We start from the raw sequence: 15284 nt of genomic DNA on the forward strand, positions 1-15284 counted from the left end.
CAATCGTCCGGTGTGGACGGGCGATTAAGCGGGGCTGCGGATGAACTCCCTTCTCCCGGTTATCCAGCTATCCTTTTAAAATCCCATGCTCCAGCACCAGCATCCTGTCCGCGATCCGCTCAGCCTGGGCGTGATCGTGGGTCGTCATGATGACCTTGGACCGGTTCTGTTTTCTCATGTCATTGATAATGGATTCGATAATCCGGGTGTTTTCTTCGTCAATGGACGCGGTCGGTTCATCAAGGAAGAGTACCTCCGGATCAAGAACGAGGGCGCGCGCAATGCCGAGACGCTGGGTTTCGCCGCTTGAAAGGGTCCTCGCCTGCTGGGTCTTCTTTTGGTCGAGGCCGACGAAAGCAAGTGTCTTGTTCACCCGGGACTCGATCTCGGCATGAGCAATCCCCCTGACTCGCAGGGAATATGCCACGTTCCGTGACACGGTTGTGTTGAACACGCCGATCCTGGGCAGGACGAGTGTGATCCGTCGTCTGAGCGCCATATCAGGCTGAAGCACTGCGCCGTTCTCACCATAGGTGACCGTCCCTCCGTCCGCCTGCTCGAGCAGGGCGCAGATCCTCAGCAAGGTGGACTTGCCGCAGCCGTTCGGACCCATCAGCACATAGGTCCCGTTCCGGTCGAATGAATACGAGCAGTCTTTCAGGATCACCCTGCCTTCATATGCCTTTGCGATATTTGACACCGTCAGCTTCATGATACCGTAACCGTTCCTTTTTTCTGCACAGCATGCAGGATAGAATTGATGCTGAACGAGATGGCCAGCAGAATGATCCCCAGGGCAAGGGCGAGCTCGAAATTTCCCTTGTCAGTCTCCAGGGCGATTGTCGTGGTCATGACCCGTGTGTATCCCGCGATGTTCCCGCCAACGATCAGGATCGAGCCGACCTCGGCCATGACCCTTCCAAACGCCGCGATGATGGCGGACAGAATGCCGTATCTCGCTTCTTTGATGATGGTGAGCGTCACCTGTCGCGGAGTCGCGCCGAGGGTCCGGGCCGCCTGCCTGATGATGGGGTCGACGTTGACGATAGCCGACTGGCAAAGCGCGATAACAATGGGTGTCGCGAGAATGGTCTGGGCGATGATCATCGCGGTCGGGGAGTAGAGGAGCCCCATGAAACCCAGGGGCCCCTTGCGTGAAAGCAGGAGATAGACGAACAGGCCGACAACCACAGGCGGCAGCCCCATGAATGTGTTAGCGGTGCTGATGGCCAGGTCGCGGCCGGGAAACCGCTTCAGACCGAGCAGCGCGCCCGCAGGCAGGCCGAACGCCGTCGCGATCAGCAGGGCAAGACCCGATACTTTCAGGGAAAGGAAAATAATCCCGAAGAGCACCGGATCAAGATGGAGGATCAGGTCAATGGCCTGTACAAAACCCTGGATAAGTGAGTTCATAGAAAAAAAGCACGGACCGGAGCGTTGAAGGATACTGGGGGTATCATTTCGTATGCCGCTCGGGTCCGTGCTCGCCTTGCGACGTTACTGGGCGTTCGGAATAAAGAGCGCGTTGCCGTTCTTGTCCTTGAATGCCGCGATCACGCCTTGTCCTTCCTTCGAGATGATCCAGTTCACGAACTCCATGGCCTCTTTGTACTTCACCGTCTTGAACTTCCCGGGATTCACCGCCATGACGCCGTATTGGTTAAACAGCGCCTTGTCACCCTCAAGGACGATGACCATGTCGAGTTTGTCCTTGTCTTTTGTCGCAAGCCACGTGCCGCGGTCCGTGAGGGTGTAGGCCCGTTTTTCATCGGCAATTCGCTGGGTCTTTTCCATGCCCTGCCCCACTTCGAGATACCATTTCTGGCCCGCCGGCTCAATACCGACTTTTTTCCAGAGAGAAAGTTCCTTGGTATGCGTGCCGGATTTGTCCCCGCGCGAGACAAAGGATGATCCTGATTCCGCAATTTTCTTGAAGGCATCAGTCGTTGACTTTATCCCTTTGATCTTCGCAGGATCATTTGTCGGACCGATGATGACGAAGTCGTTGTACATCACATCGTGCCGGTTCACGAAATAGCCTTCCTCCACAGCCTTCAGCTCCTGCTCTTTGGCGTGGACAAAGACAACATCCGCGTCCCCGCGCTTTCCGATCTCGATGGAGGCGCCGGTGCCGACGGCAACCACGTCCACCTTGATCCCCGTTTTCTTCTCGAATATCGGGAGCAGGTAATCGAACAACCCGGAATTCTGTGTGCTCGTGGTGGATGCGCAGCGAATCCTCGTTTCCGTTGATGCGAAAACAATACCTCCGACTATTACGGTGAGCAACAGCCCTGCTGAAATACCCTTCAAAAATCCCATATGAATTTTCCTCCCGATCGATCTATGCGACTATTTTAATAACTCTTCATGTGACTAATTCCCTGGGTCCCCGCATGCCCCTATCCCCGATAAGTACTTTCGAGGACGGACCCAGGAGCGTTGAAAACCGGTGGATTCCCGATTACATCGTTCGGGAATGACGACACTATGCGGTAATGGCGGCAGCAAATATGTCGTGGTTCTCTATAAATTCGGCCACCTGTGTAGTTGCCTATTTTTTAAACAATTCATCAGCTGAAAGCTTTTGTTGTTCCTTTGCGACAAATGCCTCAAAATCCTCCGAGAATTTCCAGAACAGATGAATGGCGCGTTCGCCGTCCTCGGTGACGCGGGCGCCGCCGCCGCCCTTGCCGCCCGTGGCAAGCTCGACAAAAGGCCGCTTCGCCTGACGGTTCATGGAATCCACGAGGTCCCAGGCGCGGCGGTAGGACATCTCCATGGACTTGGCGGCCTTGGTAATGGACCCGAATTCCCGTATCCGTTCAAGCATTACGACGCGGCCGTATCCCAGGAACGTCCCGTCGGTCCCGTCTATCCAGACGCGGCCGCGAAGGCCGGGAACCAATTTTTTGCCGGCCCGAACCGGCTTGGTTTGTTTGTGCATAGCGTAATATACAGAAGGGAATAACGAAAGTCAAGCACTGTTGCCGGTGTCCTGGCAGCGGCCCGGATCGATTCCGCGCCTCGCGTATCCCGGCATAAACGGTAAGCGTTGATGCAATTATCACTCCCTCGGGCGGGTCAAAGGGAAGTTGGGCAATTCGGGCAACAGCCCCTTTTTGTTGGTTTTTCGCTTGACATATGTACGTTTTCGCTTATAATACCCGCCTGTTCAAAATTATCACTGAAGGAGCAAGACGATGTCGGAAACAACAGCACAAAAAAGCAACCTTAAGCAGAAACGGTCACAGGGCTTCAGGAAGCGGATGAGCACCGCCACGGGCAGGAATGTCATCAAGCGCCGCAGGGCCAAGGGAAGAAAGCGTCTGGCCGTATAACATTGGGCCGGGAAAGGCGCGATGCCGTACGCATACCGAAAGAGCGAGCGGATACGAAAAAATTCAGAGTTTGTGACCACCATGAAGGGCAAAAGACTGTCGGTTGACGGTCTTTCTCTTTTTTATACCGGGAACAAAACGGGGAATTTCAGGGTCGGCATCGCCGTCAGTAAAAAGCTGGCGAACTCGGTCACCAGAAACAGGCTGAGACGGCAGATACGGGCCTGCATTATGAAAACGCTCCGGGACCGGACACTGGGGTTCGACCTGGTGTTCGTGGGGCGGCGGGAGCTGGTCACCGCGGGGCATGAGCGGATCATGAAGGCCGTTGAAACCGTTCTCCAGCGGACCGTGCTTCGCGACCGAAAACAGGAAAGCACCGCACCGTGATTATGAACAGATTTTTGATTGCTCTCCTTCGACTGTACAAACGCACCCTCTCGCCGATGTTGCCGCCAGCCTGCAGGTTCACGCCGACATGCTCGGAATATGCCATCGAGGCCTTTCAGAAAAAAGGCCTGTTTAGAGCGCTCTGGATGACCGTCATACGGGTTCTAAAATGTCACCCCTTTCATCCGGGCGGATACGACCCGGTAAAATAAGTAGTGTCAAACGTTCCATAAAAACCGAAGAAGCAATTATAACCACAGAGGGCACTGAGAAATACCTGGGAAAACAAGAATACCTTGAGTTTATTTATCAATAAGATATTCAGTGCTCTCTTGATTTAAAGATAATTAAAAATTAACGAAACTGGTAATGCAACAAGGCTCCGGAGGGGAGAGAGAACACAGAGGCCTTTCCTCCATTCAATCAAGGTTTTCTCTGTGTGCTCTGTGGTTAAATCTTGACGACCCAATAAAATAATTTCGGAGGTTCCATGGAAACACGAAGGTTCATTTTAGCGCTTTCCCTTTCTCTGCTCGTGTTCGTGGGCTATATGCGTTTCTTTGCGCCCAAATTGCCCGAGAAACCCGCTGCCCCGGTGCAGGCACAGCAGGAGGCAGCGCCGGAACAACCCGCGCAGAAACCGGTTCGCGCCGCTGCACTGGCCGCGAAGATCGAGCAAGCTGCCAGGGGCCGCGACATCATCATTGAGACCGATCTGGTGAAGGCCACGGTGAACACGGCCGGCGGGGTGATCTCGGGCTGGGAGCTCAAGCACTACCGGGAGTCGGACAAGACCCCGGTCGGGCTCGTGGTCATGTACCATAAGATAATGGGACAGGCGCCGAAAGTTGAAGCTCCGAAGAAGGAGCTCGGCAATGTCCAGCTTCTGCCGGTCTATGCAGGTATCGACAAAAAGGACATGGTCGCGCCGCTGACCATGATCCCTCTTGACAAGGAACTGTACAAGCTTTCTCAGGTGGAGTATCGCGCGGACCGCGACGCCGTGCGGCTCGGCATGGACAAAAAATCAGAGACCCTGGTCCTCACCTATGCGGGTCCTGCCGGCCTGCGTATCGAAAAACGGTTGACCTTTTACAATGATGAGTACAAGGTTGATGTCGTCGTCAATACCAGCGGGCTGGACGGCTATGACCTGTCTCTCGGAACAGACTTCGGTCTTGCGGACAAGACGAGCTCGGATGCAAGCGGACGCGTCGCGCTGGTTGATCAGACCGACGGCAAGGTGCTGAGCGAGAAGATTGAGGACATAAAGGGCGAGGTGCAGCACGCCGGCGCCATCGGATGGTTTGGTCAAGCGGACAAGTATTTCACCGCCACCATCATTTACGGGGGCCAGGGTCTCGTGACGGGCAAGCGAACAACGGCCCCGAAAGAGGTCGGCGACCTGCTCACGACCGCGCTGACCGTGAAAGAAAAACCGGAAGCGCGCGCCTTCACGCTCTACGCGGGACCCAAGAGCTATTCGCAACTGCAATCATACGGCCATGGACTGGAGCAGATGGTTGACTACGGCTGGTTCGGCATCCTTGCCAAGCCCATGTTCTGGCTCATGAAGCAGTTCTATGCGCTCACCGGGAATTACGGTATCGCGATCATCCTGCTCACCATTGTGGTGCGGATCCTGTTGTTCTATCCTTCTCTGAAAAGCGCTATGTCCATGGAGGAGATGAAGAAGATCCAGCCCCAGATCCTGGCGCTCCGGGAGAAACTCAAGAAGGACCCGTCGAAGATGAATACCGAGATGATGAAGCTCTACAAGGACCACAAGGTGAACCCGGTCGGCGGGTGTCTGCCCATGCTCCTGCAGCTCCCGTTCTTCGTGGCGCTCTACAACGTGCTGTCCGTGTCCATCGAGCTGCGCCACGCGTCATTCATTTCGTTCTGGATCAAGGACCTCTCGGTCTTTGACCCCTTCTACATCCTGCCGGTGCTCATGGGCGTAAGCATGATCCTGACGATGAAAATGACGTCTTCCACTCCCGACCCGCAGCAGGCAAAGATCATGATGTTCATGAACATCGCTTTTATTTTCATGTTCGCATGGCTCCCGGCGGGGCTCCTGCTCTACATCACCCTGAGCAACGTGCTCTCGATCGTGCAGCAGCTCTATGTGCGGAAGCTTATCGGTGCGTCGGGGAACACGCCGCTTCTTTCGTCGTAGCGCTGACACGGTTGTACGGTTTTTTCGCCCGGATGAATGGAATCAAGGCAGGAGCATCGAGACACAATTGGACTAAGATGCTGTTCAAAAATTGATCTCGCGCCCCTCCTGTCATTCCCGCCCCTGCTTGCGTCATGCTGGGGCAGGCTGCGGCGGGAATCCAGGGTCCAAAAATGTTCTGGATCCACGTTTTCACGGGGATGACGAATTATGCCGTAAGCAGTGACTTTTTCAACAGCCTGCTAAAAAAGGCAGTTGGCCACCCGTTCTTCAGCATTTACCCATAAAATACCCCATTCGTCACCCCATTCGTCAACCCCATTCGTCAAACCCTATTCGTCAGCGTTGACACAGTCGTGAATCAGGTATATATTCATGTCACCGTATGTACGAAAAGCATATAGTACTATATACCTTGAAAGCATCTAATATTGATGGTCTCGTAAGAAGTCACGCGGCAAAAAGCGCCGCGAAGTGCATATTCGGCCATTGGAGACTGCTCCAACATTGGATGGCCGCTGAAACGCGCTGCAATCGCTCTTTGACAGCACAAGATAGCAAGGAAAAAGCGGCTGTGGGGGCCGGTTCTCCTTCGGCTTCCCGGATTCGATATGCCGCCTCCCGGATGATGTTGATCCCCGCTGCTTTTAAGTAAGCGGCGAAGCTCACGCTGGACATGCCTCGGACGCGAAGGTTCTTGATTCCAGTCAAGCGATCAAGCTGAGACATGGTCCCTTCGATTCCCGCACGAAAACGGTACCGGTTCCGAAACTCGGGGGATTCTTCGTACACACGCCGCCGTGCCAGACGGATCGCCTTATCGTCGTATCTGAGAGAGCGTCCTTTTTTGACGAGCTTCGACGGGCACATTTTCTTTCGGGAACAGCCGCGACAGATTCTTTTTGAGAAGAACGCGGTGTACTTGTCATTCCGGCTTTCTGTGTGTTCCGGTGCATTTCCCATTGGGCATGCGGTTACCTCGTTCATGCTGTTTATGGTGAATTCCGTGAGCGAAGAGGCCTTGGGTCCTGTGCCCTTGGCCGGCGAAATGATTTCAACACCCAGAGCTGCCGCCTTCTGGCAGTTCTCGTCACCGCCGTAAAGGGTATCGGCCAAGGCTTCTTTCGGTTTCAGGCCAAGCTCCGTGATGGTTTCGATGAGAGGGACCAGGGCATGAGCGTCGCGCTTGTGTGCAGGTTCGACGATCACACCGGTGATCAAATTCAGGGTGTCGGTATCTTCGGAAGTACCGTAGCTTTCGGCGACCTGCACCTGATAGCCTTGGCCCTTATAGCCGTTATACCCGGCATCAGGGTCGGAAGGGTTCTGCAATGAGTCAGACGAAACGTCTTTGTTCTCTTTGACCGAGACCTGAGTGGTATGCGTATCAACACGCGCCAGGATGCACTGTTCCTTGAGCAGCCGGATAAGGAACTGATAACTGGTCATGGTGACGACCGGCTCATTTCCCCTGAAATGTTCCACAAGGGTGAAAACGTCCTCAGCCAAGCTCGCAAGTGTCTTTGTCGATTCCGAAGGCTTAACCATCGAGAAGACAGCTTCTCCCTGTTTGGTCATGTACCGGTCGGAAAGGGCCTTATCCAGAGCTTCGTAGAGGTCTTTGTGATGGCGTTTAAGGTTTACGAGGAACTTCTTGATGGTCTTGACGAACAGTGGTAGGTTGGGCAAAAAGTTCAACTTGCCCAACATCTTTCAATACGAATACGTTGGGCTTAGCCCAGCCTACAAGCTTTAGGCGTTATTGAACGTAAAAGCATCGGCGGCATTTTTAGCATCATCCTATGCGGCCTTGGGCTGTTGGTTGTCAGCTTCTTATTGTATGTTAGATAAATTGGAAACAAGGATGTTTACTAGCGAAAACTGATTGATAAACAATTGCTATATTGTTATAATTGTCAACAGAACAGCAGCAAATAAACGGATAGTGGAGGTTTGGTAAATATATGAGCCCGACAAGAACTATAATTTCAAAAGCCTTAAACCTTAAACCAGCGGAAAAATCCCTTCTTATCGAAGCCTTGCTTCGGAGCCTTGATATAACCGATCCAAAAATTGAAAGGATATGGGCGGTTGAAGCCGAGAAAAGACTCAAGGCATACAAGGCCGGCAAGATTAAAACAGTCTCATTCGAGGATATGTTCGCTAAATGAAAATTGAGATTCTCGAAATTGCCCGTCGGGAATATGATGAGGCTAAAGAGTTTTATGAAACAGAGCAACCCGGCTTAGGATCCCAATTCAAGGAACAAATCAGACATTCCCTTCTCCGCATTCAACAGTACCCTCAAGCATGGCCGCCGGAGCGCAAGGAAATCCGGCGTTACATCGTCCACAAATTCCCATATAAGATTCTCTATTCCATTCAAGCTGACAAAATAGTCGTTCTTGCATTCGCTCATTTACATCGGCAACCGGACTACTGGATTGACAGGCAGAAGTAGAATCTCTTGTTTGAGCAGACCAGGGCCAGTTATATCGCACTATGACTTCAACCAGCGGCGCGTCAGGCGCGCGTTTTTCCCCGTAATTTTTGTGTATTTGTAGCTACCTACATATCCTCTTCAGATTTATCCGCCCTGATCACCACGAACGAACCTTCACCGAACCCTTCTTTAACTTCTGACGGTTCCTGCATGTCCTGCAGAGGACCGAAGAGCGTCTGGCAAAAGCGGAATTTCAGGAACCCGGCCTTTTTGAGATGAACGAGAAGGTCATCGACGGAATAGAATGTGGCTGCCTTGTAGAACAGGCTCTCGTTCTTCTGCTGTTGGTATGTATTACCGATGGGGCTGTTCTTGTCCACGAATCCGATGATGAACGAGCCGCGCGGATTGAGCACCCGGTAAGCCTCCTGGAAAGCCCGATCGATATCGTCAAGAAAACAGACCGTGGTGACCATGAGGCAGAAATCGAATTCTGAATCCTTGTACGGCAGGTTCTCGGCTACACCGGAGAGGACGTCGAGCCCCTTTTTCTTCGCGACCTCTGCCATGGAGCGCGACGGTTCGATCCCCTGCTTGATCCCGAGCGGCGCTGAAAAACGGCCGGTTCCCATGCCGATCTCGATCCCGCTCCCCTTCACCGGAAGCAGTTTCTGCACGGCATGGAGCTCGGACACGTAGGCAAAGGGATTATCGACAAACCACTCTTCGTATTGTTGCACGTTCTTTTCAAAGTTATTTACGCCGGGCATGGTCCTCTCATCAGAACTACCACTCCAGCTTCAAAAACGCCTCAACCACCTTTGGATCAAGGTGGCTCCCCGCCAACCCGCGAATGTGTTCTCGAATTTCCTCTTTTGACATCGCTCTTCTGTACGGCCGCAACTCATCGGTCATGGCGTCCCATACGTCCGCGACAGCGAAGATCCTGGCCGCGAGAGGAATTTGTTCTCCCTTTAACGCGCGGGGATACCCGCTGCCGTCCCACTTTTCATGGTGCGCATAAGGAATGTCCAGCGCAGACCGGAGATACGCGATAGGCTGAAGCATATCGAAGGCGTCCTGGGGATGCTTGTGCATCAGGGTCCACTCCTCGCTCGTAAGGGGGCCGGGCTTCAGCAGGATGCTGTCGGGAATGGCGATCTTGCCGATGTCGTGCAGGAGCGCGCCTCGACGAATATGCACCAGCTCCTGTTCGCTGATCCCCATGCTTCGCGCGAGGCGCATGGTCATTTCCGCGACCCGCTCGGTGTGGCGCTCGGTCGCCCGGTTTCGAAGATCGAGGGCGCGGGCCCAGCCCTCGAGGGTGGCATCGTACGCCACGGTGAGCTCGATGGCTGATCGCTGGAGCTCATTGAAAAGAGCGGCGTTGTTTATGGCAATGGCGGCCTGGGCCGCAAGCGCTTCGAGGAAATTCAGCCATTCCGTATCAAGGACCAGGGGGGACCGGTGAAGGACCTCAAGCACGCCCGTTATATGGCCTTTTGCCATGAGCGGCACCATGGCATAGGCGATGAAGCCTTCGCTCTCGAAGAGCGGCGCGCGCCGGAAACCGCTTGCGGGGTCAAGGATATTCGGGATGCTGATGCTCCGGTGCTCCAGGGCGGCAAGGCCCGCAATGCCTTCACCCATACGGAGACGCGATCGTTGAATGTCCTTCGAAAGGAACCCGCGGCCCGCGGCGTATTCGAGGGTTTGGGTGTGCGGGTTCAGGAGCAGAACATCAGCGGCGTCCACGTGCAGTTGTGCGATCACGAGGTCGAGAAACTCCGAGAGCGTGACCCGAAGATCGAGGCTCGAGCTGATGATCATGTCGATGGCATGAAGAGCGGTGAGGCGCTGGAGCCGTTCCTTTGCCAGGTCTTCGGCATGTTTTCGTTTGGTGATGTCCCGGAAGAAGCTCTGAATGACCCGTTTTCCGCGCCGTTCGACGACGGTCACACTGACCTCAACGGGTATTTTCCTCCCCCCCCGGTTGAAAACGCAGATGTCGCCGGAGACGACGCCGTCGTTCCTGAGCCCGTCTTCAAGGATCCTGGCGCATTGGTCGGCGTCTTCCCCGGCATGGATCGACTTCTGGTGCATTCCGATGATCTTCTCATGGGGCATTCCGAGGAGGTCGTCGGCTTTTTTGTTGGCGTCAAGGATGATCCCCGTTTCCGCGTCAATGATGAAGACTGCGTCGTTGTCGGTTTCAATAAGGGTGCGGTATTTTTCTTCGGACTCGCGCAAGATCATCTCGGTACGCGCTCGCGACCGGAGCTCGCGCTGGATGGTAAAATAGATGAGCAGGGAGCTGGCGATAACAAAGGCCCAGCCGGTATAGGTCTGGAAAACGCTCATCTGATGCGGATCCGGAGTGAGCAGGTCGAGCACGTTTTTGGACAGGATGATCCAGGCGATGCCGAACACGAGGTAGTAGAGGACGATGCGAAAAATGGATTGCAGGCCGAGTGTTTTTTTCATAGTGAATTCCCGCTTACACCTGATTTCTCCCCAACGGGCGAAGCGGAGAACAGGCGGACAACCTGGTAGTACTCGTAGAGCAGGACTTGAGGCGCCTTTGCAGGGCTTATCCCCGAACGATGGTATTGATCGCGAACTTCGGCGGGTACATAATGGTCTTCTTTACGGCGCACTGGTCCACGACCTTAATAAGGGCCTTGTGGTACTTTTCCGGAAAGTCCCGCGGAACATTGATGTCAATGGCGATGGTGTCCAGGACCTGTTTCCCTTCAGGCGTGGTCGCATATTCGAGCCGCTCGGTGAGGGTAATGTGGTCGGTTGGTATCTTCCGCTCCTGACAGAAACTGAGGACATAGATGCCGGCACAGGTCCCGATGGAGGCAAGAAAATGAAGATAGGGACTCGGCGCGCTGTCTTCGCCGCCCTGGAGTTTCGACTGGTCCGTGGGAATGACCATTCCGTTCATTTCAGCGTTGACCTTTTTCCCGCCGGGAAAGGTGATCGTGATGTCCATGACGGCTCCTATTTAAAAAATACATTTTTTCACACGAAGGCACGGAGACACGAAGAAAGAAAAAGGCAGTTTAGGTTTTCTTTGTGAGCTTCGTGGCTTTGTGTGAGAATAGTCTTTTTACGTTTTTATCAACATTAATTGCCTTCGTATCAGAGAAAATCAGTCGATCCCCTACACGATCCCGACCAGCTCAATATCAAAGGTCAGTTCCTTGCCAGCCAAAGGATGGTTGGCATCGAGCGTCAAGGTTGTTTCGTTCGCATCCGTTACCGTGACCAGGCTGGTCTGGTCATCGACCTGGGTCATTTCGAGACGCTGGCCGATCTTTGGATCCACGCCCGACGGCAGTTTGCTGCGGTCCATCTTCACGATCATGTCCTCGCGATGGGGACCATACGCCTGCTCCATCGGGATCCGTGCGGTCTTGAGCTCGCCGACCTTCATTCCGATCACCGCCTGTTCAAATCCGGCGATCACCTGTCCGTTGCCGATGGTGAACTGCAGCGGACAGCGCTCCCGTGAGGAATCGAAGACGGTCCCATCCTGCAGTTTGCCCATGTAATGTAATTGAACCGTATCTCCCTGTTTTGCCTGAACCATGGTGTTCTCCTCTTGTTCTGTTGAAGTAAAAAAAACCAGGGAAATGCGTCCCTGTTTGCGTGGTGTTCCTTGATATTCAGTGATTCAATCTACTCCTTCTGAACGCAGACTGCAACTGTAAAATTCATCATTTCATTGTATATTTGCATATTACTGACGTGCCCCTTGTCTTGACAAGTACGGCGCAATGCGATACTGTCTCCGCACAGGGAGGGAACAAATGTCAAAAGCAATCACCATTGAATACAAGTATGTATTCCGTTCCGGCATGGTCAAGAACTTCGCCATGGTCCTGGACCAGACTACGCTTGACCTGCAGGTCGAAAAGCGGCCCGCCCCGCCACCTTGGGCGCTCCTGAATCATAAAAAATGCGAGAATTGCCCGCTTGCGGACAGGGAGCATCCCTACTGCCCGGTAGCGCGCAACTTTGCCGATATTGCGGAACAGTTCAAGGATCTGGTCTCGCATGAGCACGTAACGGTTGTTGTCACGACCGAAGAGCGGCAGTACTCAAAAGCAACGACCGTTCAGCAGGGCTTGAGCCCGCTCATCGGCATCATCATGACCACGAGCGGATGCCCGATCATGGACCACCTCAAGCCCATGGTGCGGTTCCACCTTCCCTTTGCCTCGCTCGAGGAAACGATCTTCAGGATGGCCTCGATGTACCTTATGGCGCAGTATTTTCAGAAACAGGACGGCAAGTCGCCCGCCTGGAACCTTGATGGTCTCGCGAATGTCTACACGCAGGTGGGCATCGTGAACCGGGACTTCGCGCTGCGGCTGCGGGACGCTGCGAAAAAGGACGCCAACGTGAACGCCCTGGTGAACCTCGACTGCTTCGCCCAGATGGTGCCGCTTGCCGCGGATGACCTGCTCCGGGAGATCAAACCGTATTTTGCGGCGTATTTATAAAAACACCGGTCGCTCGGCGATTAAGGCTTTCCGGATGCAATGTTTACCCCGTTAGAGAAAGATGCCAACTTCTGTCGGCAGTACGTATCATTCCTCAGATTGTGGTTCAAAGACACAATCTTACATCATGAGAAAACGAAGTTCTCTAACGGGGTTTATTGAATCAACCTTTTTCTACTGCGGGAATTTTACACTGCCTGCAGGGTAGCAGCTTGACAAAATATTCACCGCGCGTATAGTAAAAGAAATAACAAGTGGGTCAGGACGATAGATGAGGTGGTCGTAAAATTGACATGCGCAGTATTTGATGTTCGATCGCCTCGATATGCATTTCACGCGGACAAACAGAATCCTGCGCGACAATGAAGAAAAGGCAGCCAATAGAGGCCTCATGATGGGATGCGTCTGCGTTTCGGACAACTCGTACGATACAATGGTTTTCAATGCGATTATTTGCACGTGAGCATAAGGAGAAATTATGAACAAATCCGGGTTTTGTCTTCTAAAAAGGTTGGCAGCTCTCTGTGCTGCGGCGGTCGTTGTCGGTTGCTCAGGCGGGGGCGGGGGGGGGTACTGCTGCCACATCGGCTGACCCTTCAATCGTTACAAAAATCTATAATTTCGCGCCTGTCAGCGCCTGTCCGAACGAGGGCATTCAGGTTGATGCCGGCATAGACAGTAATAACAACGGAGTTCTCGATCCCGAAGAAATTACCAGTACACAGTATGTGTGTAATGGGGCGTCTGGCAGCAATGGCCTTGATACCCTTGTTGCAGTTACGTCCGAGCCCGCGGGAACAAACTGCACGGACGGAGGCAAGAAGGTCAGTGTCGGCAAGGATTCCAACCATAATAACATTCTTGATAGCGCCGAAATTACGTCTTCGGATTATATCTGTAACGGGGCCATAGGACCGGCAGGACCGGGTGTCACCTGGGTAAACGTCACCACCACACCGGTGCAGGCCCAGGCGAACACCGGTTATTTAGCAGATATGTCTACACAGGTCACGATCACGCTGCCGCCATCGCCAACAAATGGAAATATCATACAGGTAGCAGGTATCGGCTCGGGCGGCTGGAAGATCGCGCAGAATGCAGGGCAGTCCATAATAACGAGAAACCTGCCTGAAGCTAATATTGGTGAATATTGGACCCAGCGACTGGCATCGGCTTCATTCTCCGCCGTGGCATCGTCCGTAGACGGCGCTAAACTCGTTGTCCTCAATTACGGCGGCAGAATTTGGACATCCGCGAATTCAGGGCAGAGCTGGATCTCAAGCGGACAGACTGGAACCTTTTATTGGCGGACCGTTGCCTCATCTGCGGACGGCACAAAACTGGTTGCAGGGGTGGACGGGGGCAAGTTTTATACCTCCATTAACTCAGGGATGACCTGGACCGTAAGCAACAGCCTAGCGCTGTCGTGGCGGACCGTTGCCTCATCTGAGGATGGTACTAAACTGGTTGCAGGAGTATATGGGGGCAAGCTGTATACCTCCACTGATTCAGGTGTGACTTGGGGCGAAGTGATCACCAGTCCAACCGCATCGTGGCAGTCTGTTGCATCATCCTCAGACGGCACCAAACTGGTTGCAGGAGTATACGGAGGCCAGCTGTGGACCTCCACTAATTCAGGTGTAGATTGGATAGTAAGCGCGACCAGTCCAACCCTGTCGTGGACGTCTGTTGCCTCATCTACTAACGGCACAAAACTGGTTGCAGCGGCTTATGGAGGCCTGTATACCTCCGATGATTCCGGCGCAACGTGGACGTCCCGCGATGCACCCAGATATTGGTCATCTGTAGCATCATCCGCAGACGGAGTTACTTTGGTTGCTTCGGAATTAGGCGGTCAACTTTACACATCAATTAATTCAGGTTTGAGCTGGACGCCGCGCGGGCCATCCAATAACTGGTTTTGTCTGGCCTCATCCTCGGACGGCGCCAATCTGGCCGCTGTGATGGCTACAACAGACTATGTTTACACATCAAGTGCGACCAAGCCAAGCACTACAATTGGAATCACGGGTTCAATCAGCGGAGGCCAATATGATGCCATTGAATTGCAGTATATTGGAAGCGATAAGTTCATTATCCTGAGCCATGAAGGACACCTTATTGTGCAGTAGGCGCCGTGCGGCAGGCGTACAGACCATGTAAGGCGAGATACAATCTCCAACTCTTCAAAACATACGTTTTCAGAGTGAAAATCCCCCGGCAGGTGCTGGGGGATTTTTTACTGTTACATGCGACAACTTTGCATGAGCCCTTCGGGTTGCCACTCCATTATCAGACCGGAGTCTGGTGTGTTATGTGGCTCAATAAATGGTCTTAGCCGACGCAACTTGCCAAAGAGCACTGATTTCAGTACGTTTGACAAAAAGCAGATAAGAAAACGAAAAGCTGATCAA

General features: G+C 53.4%; 17 protein-coding genes. 8 read left to right on the forward strand and 9 right to left on the reverse strand.

From position 1 onward, the window contains the following. Positions 1-67: 67 nt before the first annotated feature. The 4 genes from M0R70_02335 to M0R70_02350 form a co-directional block, all read right to left on the reverse strand. The gene (locus tag M0R70_02335; protein MCK9418199.1) at positions 68-712 is read right to left on the reverse strand and encodes an ATP-binding cassette domain-containing protein; all 645 of its coding nucleotides are present in this window, start codon (positions 710-712) and stop codon (positions 68-70) included. Then, positions 709-1413, reverse strand: coding sequence for an ABC transporter permease (locus M0R70_02340; GenBank protein MCK9418200.1), 705 nt, complete (start codon positions 1411-1413; stop codon positions 709-711). The genes M0R70_02335 and M0R70_02340 overlap by 4 nt, the downstream gene beginning before the upstream one ends. Positions 1414-1497: 84 nt before the next feature. Beyond that, entirely contained in the window at positions 1498-2322 is an 825-nt protein-coding gene (locus M0R70_02345) for an extracellular solute-binding protein (protein MCK9418201.1), read from the reverse strand. A 232-nt stretch (positions 2323-2554) separates the two neighbouring features. Next, positions 2555-2947, reverse strand: coding sequence for a LysR family transcriptional regulator (locus tag M0R70_02350; GenBank protein ID MCK9418202.1), 393 nt, complete (start codon positions 2945-2947; stop codon positions 2555-2557). 256 nt (positions 2948-3203) lie between these two features. Between M0R70_02350 and rpmH the strand changes: the two genes are divergently transcribed. From rpmH to yidC, 4 genes are all read left to right on the forward strand, one after another. Continuing rightward, positions 3204-3341 carry a 50S ribosomal protein L34 gene (rpmH, locus tag M0R70_02355; GenBank protein ID MCK9418203.1) on the forward strand — a complete coding sequence of 46 codons (138 nt, stop codon included), beginning with the start codon at positions 3204-3206 and terminating at the stop codon, positions 3339-3341. Positions 3342-3362: 21 nt separating this feature from the next. After that, entirely contained in the window at positions 3363-3731 is a 369-nt protein-coding gene (gene rnpA / locus M0R70_02360; GenBank protein ID MCK9418204.1) for a ribonuclease P protein component, read from the forward strand. Continuing rightward, positions 3731-3943: a membrane protein insertion efficiency factor YidD gene (gene yidD / locus M0R70_02365; GenBank protein MCK9418205.1), complete on the forward strand. Its 213-nt coding sequence runs from the start codon at positions 3731-3733 to the stop codon at positions 3941-3943. The genes rnpA and yidD overlap by 1 nt, the downstream gene beginning before the upstream one ends. Before the next feature lie 278 nt (positions 3944-4221). After that, positions 4222-5913 carry a membrane protein insertase YidC gene (gene yidC, locus M0R70_02370; protein ID MCK9418206.1) on the forward strand — a complete coding sequence of 564 codons (1692 nt, stop codon included), beginning with the start codon at positions 4222-4224 and terminating at the stop codon, positions 5911-5913. Between the two features lie 450 nt (positions 5914-6363). Here the strand turns inward: yidC and M0R70_02375 are convergent, their stop codons facing one another. Further along, entirely contained in the window at positions 6364-7602 is a 1239-nt protein-coding gene (locus M0R70_02375; protein MCK9418207.1) for a transposase, read from the reverse strand. A 275-nt stretch (positions 7603-7877) separates the two neighbouring features. Between M0R70_02375 and M0R70_02380 the strand changes: the two genes are divergently transcribed. Both M0R70_02380 and M0R70_02385 read left to right on the forward strand, forming a co-directional pair. After that, positions 7878-8084 (forward strand): addiction module protein, encoded by a 207-nt coding sequence (locus M0R70_02380; GenBank protein MCK9418208.1) that lies wholly within the window; start codon positions 7878-7880, stop codon positions 8082-8084. Beyond that, the gene (locus M0R70_02385) at positions 8081-8374 is read left to right on the forward strand and encodes a type II toxin-antitoxin system RelE/ParE family toxin (GenBank protein ID MCK9418209.1); all 294 of its coding nucleotides are present in this window, start codon (positions 8081-8083) and stop codon (positions 8372-8374) included. The genes M0R70_02380 and M0R70_02385 overlap by 4 nt, the downstream gene beginning before the upstream one ends. A 107-nt stretch (positions 8375-8481) precedes the next feature. Here the strand turns inward: M0R70_02385 and M0R70_02390 are convergent, their stop codons facing one another. From M0R70_02390 to M0R70_02405, 4 genes are all read right to left on the reverse strand, one after another. Further along, positions 8482-9126: a class I SAM-dependent methyltransferase gene (locus M0R70_02390; protein ID MCK9418210.1), complete on the reverse strand. Its 645-nt coding sequence runs from the start codon at positions 9124-9126 to the stop codon at positions 8482-8484. 16 nt (positions 9127-9142) lie between these two features. Beyond that, positions 9143-10840, reverse strand: a complete 1698-nt coding sequence (locus M0R70_02395; GenBank protein MCK9418211.1) for a PAS domain S-box protein — start codon at positions 10838-10840, stop codon at positions 9143-9145. Between the two features lie 106 nt (positions 10841-10946). Then, complete coding sequence (locus M0R70_02400) at positions 10947-11354, reverse strand: OsmC family protein (GenBank protein MCK9418212.1); 408 nt, start codon at positions 11352-11354, stop codon at positions 10947-10949. Between the two features lie 171 nt (positions 11355-11525). Continuing rightward, the gene (locus M0R70_02405) at positions 11526-11954 is read right to left on the reverse strand and encodes a peptidylprolyl isomerase (protein MCK9418213.1); all 429 of its coding nucleotides are present in this window, start codon (positions 11952-11954) and stop codon (positions 11526-11528) included. A 220-nt stretch (positions 11955-12174) separates the two neighbouring features. On the opposite strand from M0R70_02405, the gene M0R70_02410 reads away from it, so the two are divergent. Together M0R70_02410 and M0R70_02415 are read left to right on the forward strand one after the other, a co-directional pair. Then, the gene (locus M0R70_02410) at positions 12175-12870 is read left to right on the forward strand and encodes a hypothetical protein (GenBank protein ID MCK9418214.1); all 696 of its coding nucleotides are present in this window, start codon (positions 12175-12177) and stop codon (positions 12868-12870) included. 539 nt (positions 12871-13409) lie between these two features. Beyond that, on the forward strand, positions 13410-15002 hold the full coding sequence (locus tag M0R70_02415) for a hypothetical protein (GenBank protein ID MCK9418215.1): 1593 nt from the start codon (positions 13410-13412) through the stop codon (positions 15000-15002). The last annotated feature ends 282 nt before the right edge of the window (positions 15003-15284 follow it).

This window comes from Nitrospirota bacterium (genome assembly GCA_023229435.1).
Lineage (GTDB): Bacteria > Nitrospirota > UBA9217 > UBA9217 > UBA9217 > JALNZF01.

Excerpts from the sequence above, each read along its gene's own strand:
- yidC (MCK9418206.1), top strand. The coding sequence starts at position 4,222 with ATGGAAACACGAAGGTTCATTTTAGCGCTTTCCCTTTCTCTGCTCGTG.
- M0R70_02380 (MCK9418208.1), top strand. The coding sequence starts at position 7,878 with ATGAGCCCGACAAGAACTATAATTTCAAAAGCCTTAAACCTTAAACCA.
- M0R70_02410 (MCK9418214.1), top strand. The coding sequence starts at position 12,175 with ATGTCAAAAGCAATCACCATTGAATACAAGTATGTATTCCGTTCCGGC.
- M0R70_02335 (MCK9418199.1), bottom strand. The coding sequence starts at position 712 with ATGAAGCTGACGGTGTCAAATATCGCAAAGGCATATGAAGGCAGGGTG.
- M0R70_02395 (MCK9418211.1), bottom strand. The coding sequence starts at position 10,840 with ATGAAAAAAACACTCGGCCTGCAATCCATTTTTCGCATCGTCCTCTAC.
- M0R70_02340 (MCK9418200.1), bottom strand. The coding sequence starts at position 1,413 with ATGAACTCACTTATCCAGGGTTTTGTACAGGCCATTGACCTGATCCTC.
- M0R70_02385 (MCK9418209.1), top strand. The coding sequence starts at position 8,081 with ATGAAAATTGAGATTCTCGAAATTGCCCGTCGGGAATATGATGAGGCT.
- M0R70_02390 (MCK9418210.1), bottom strand. The coding sequence starts at position 9,126 with ATGCCCGGCGTAAATAACTTTGAAAAGAACGTGCAACAATACGAAGAG.
- M0R70_02345 (MCK9418201.1), bottom strand. The coding sequence starts at position 2,322 with ATGGGATTTTTGAAGGGTATTTCAGCAGGGCTGTTGCTCACCGTAATA.
- M0R70_02350 (MCK9418202.1), bottom strand. The coding sequence starts at position 2,947 with ATGCACAAACAAACCAAGCCGGTTCGGGCCGGCAAAAAATTGGTTCCC.
- rpmH (MCK9418203.1), top strand. The coding sequence starts at position 3,204 with ATGTCGGAAACAACAGCACAAAAAAGCAACCTTAAGCAGAAACGGTCA.
- M0R70_02405 (MCK9418213.1), bottom strand. The coding sequence starts at position 11,954 with ATGGTTCAGGCAAAACAGGGAGATACGGTTCAATTACATTACATGGGC.
- M0R70_02400 (MCK9418212.1), bottom strand. The coding sequence starts at position 11,354 with ATGGACATCACGATCACCTTTCCCGGCGGGAAAAAGGTCAACGCTGAA.
- rnpA (MCK9418204.1), top strand. The coding sequence starts at position 3,363 with ATGCCGTACGCATACCGAAAGAGCGAGCGGATACGAAAAAATTCAGAG.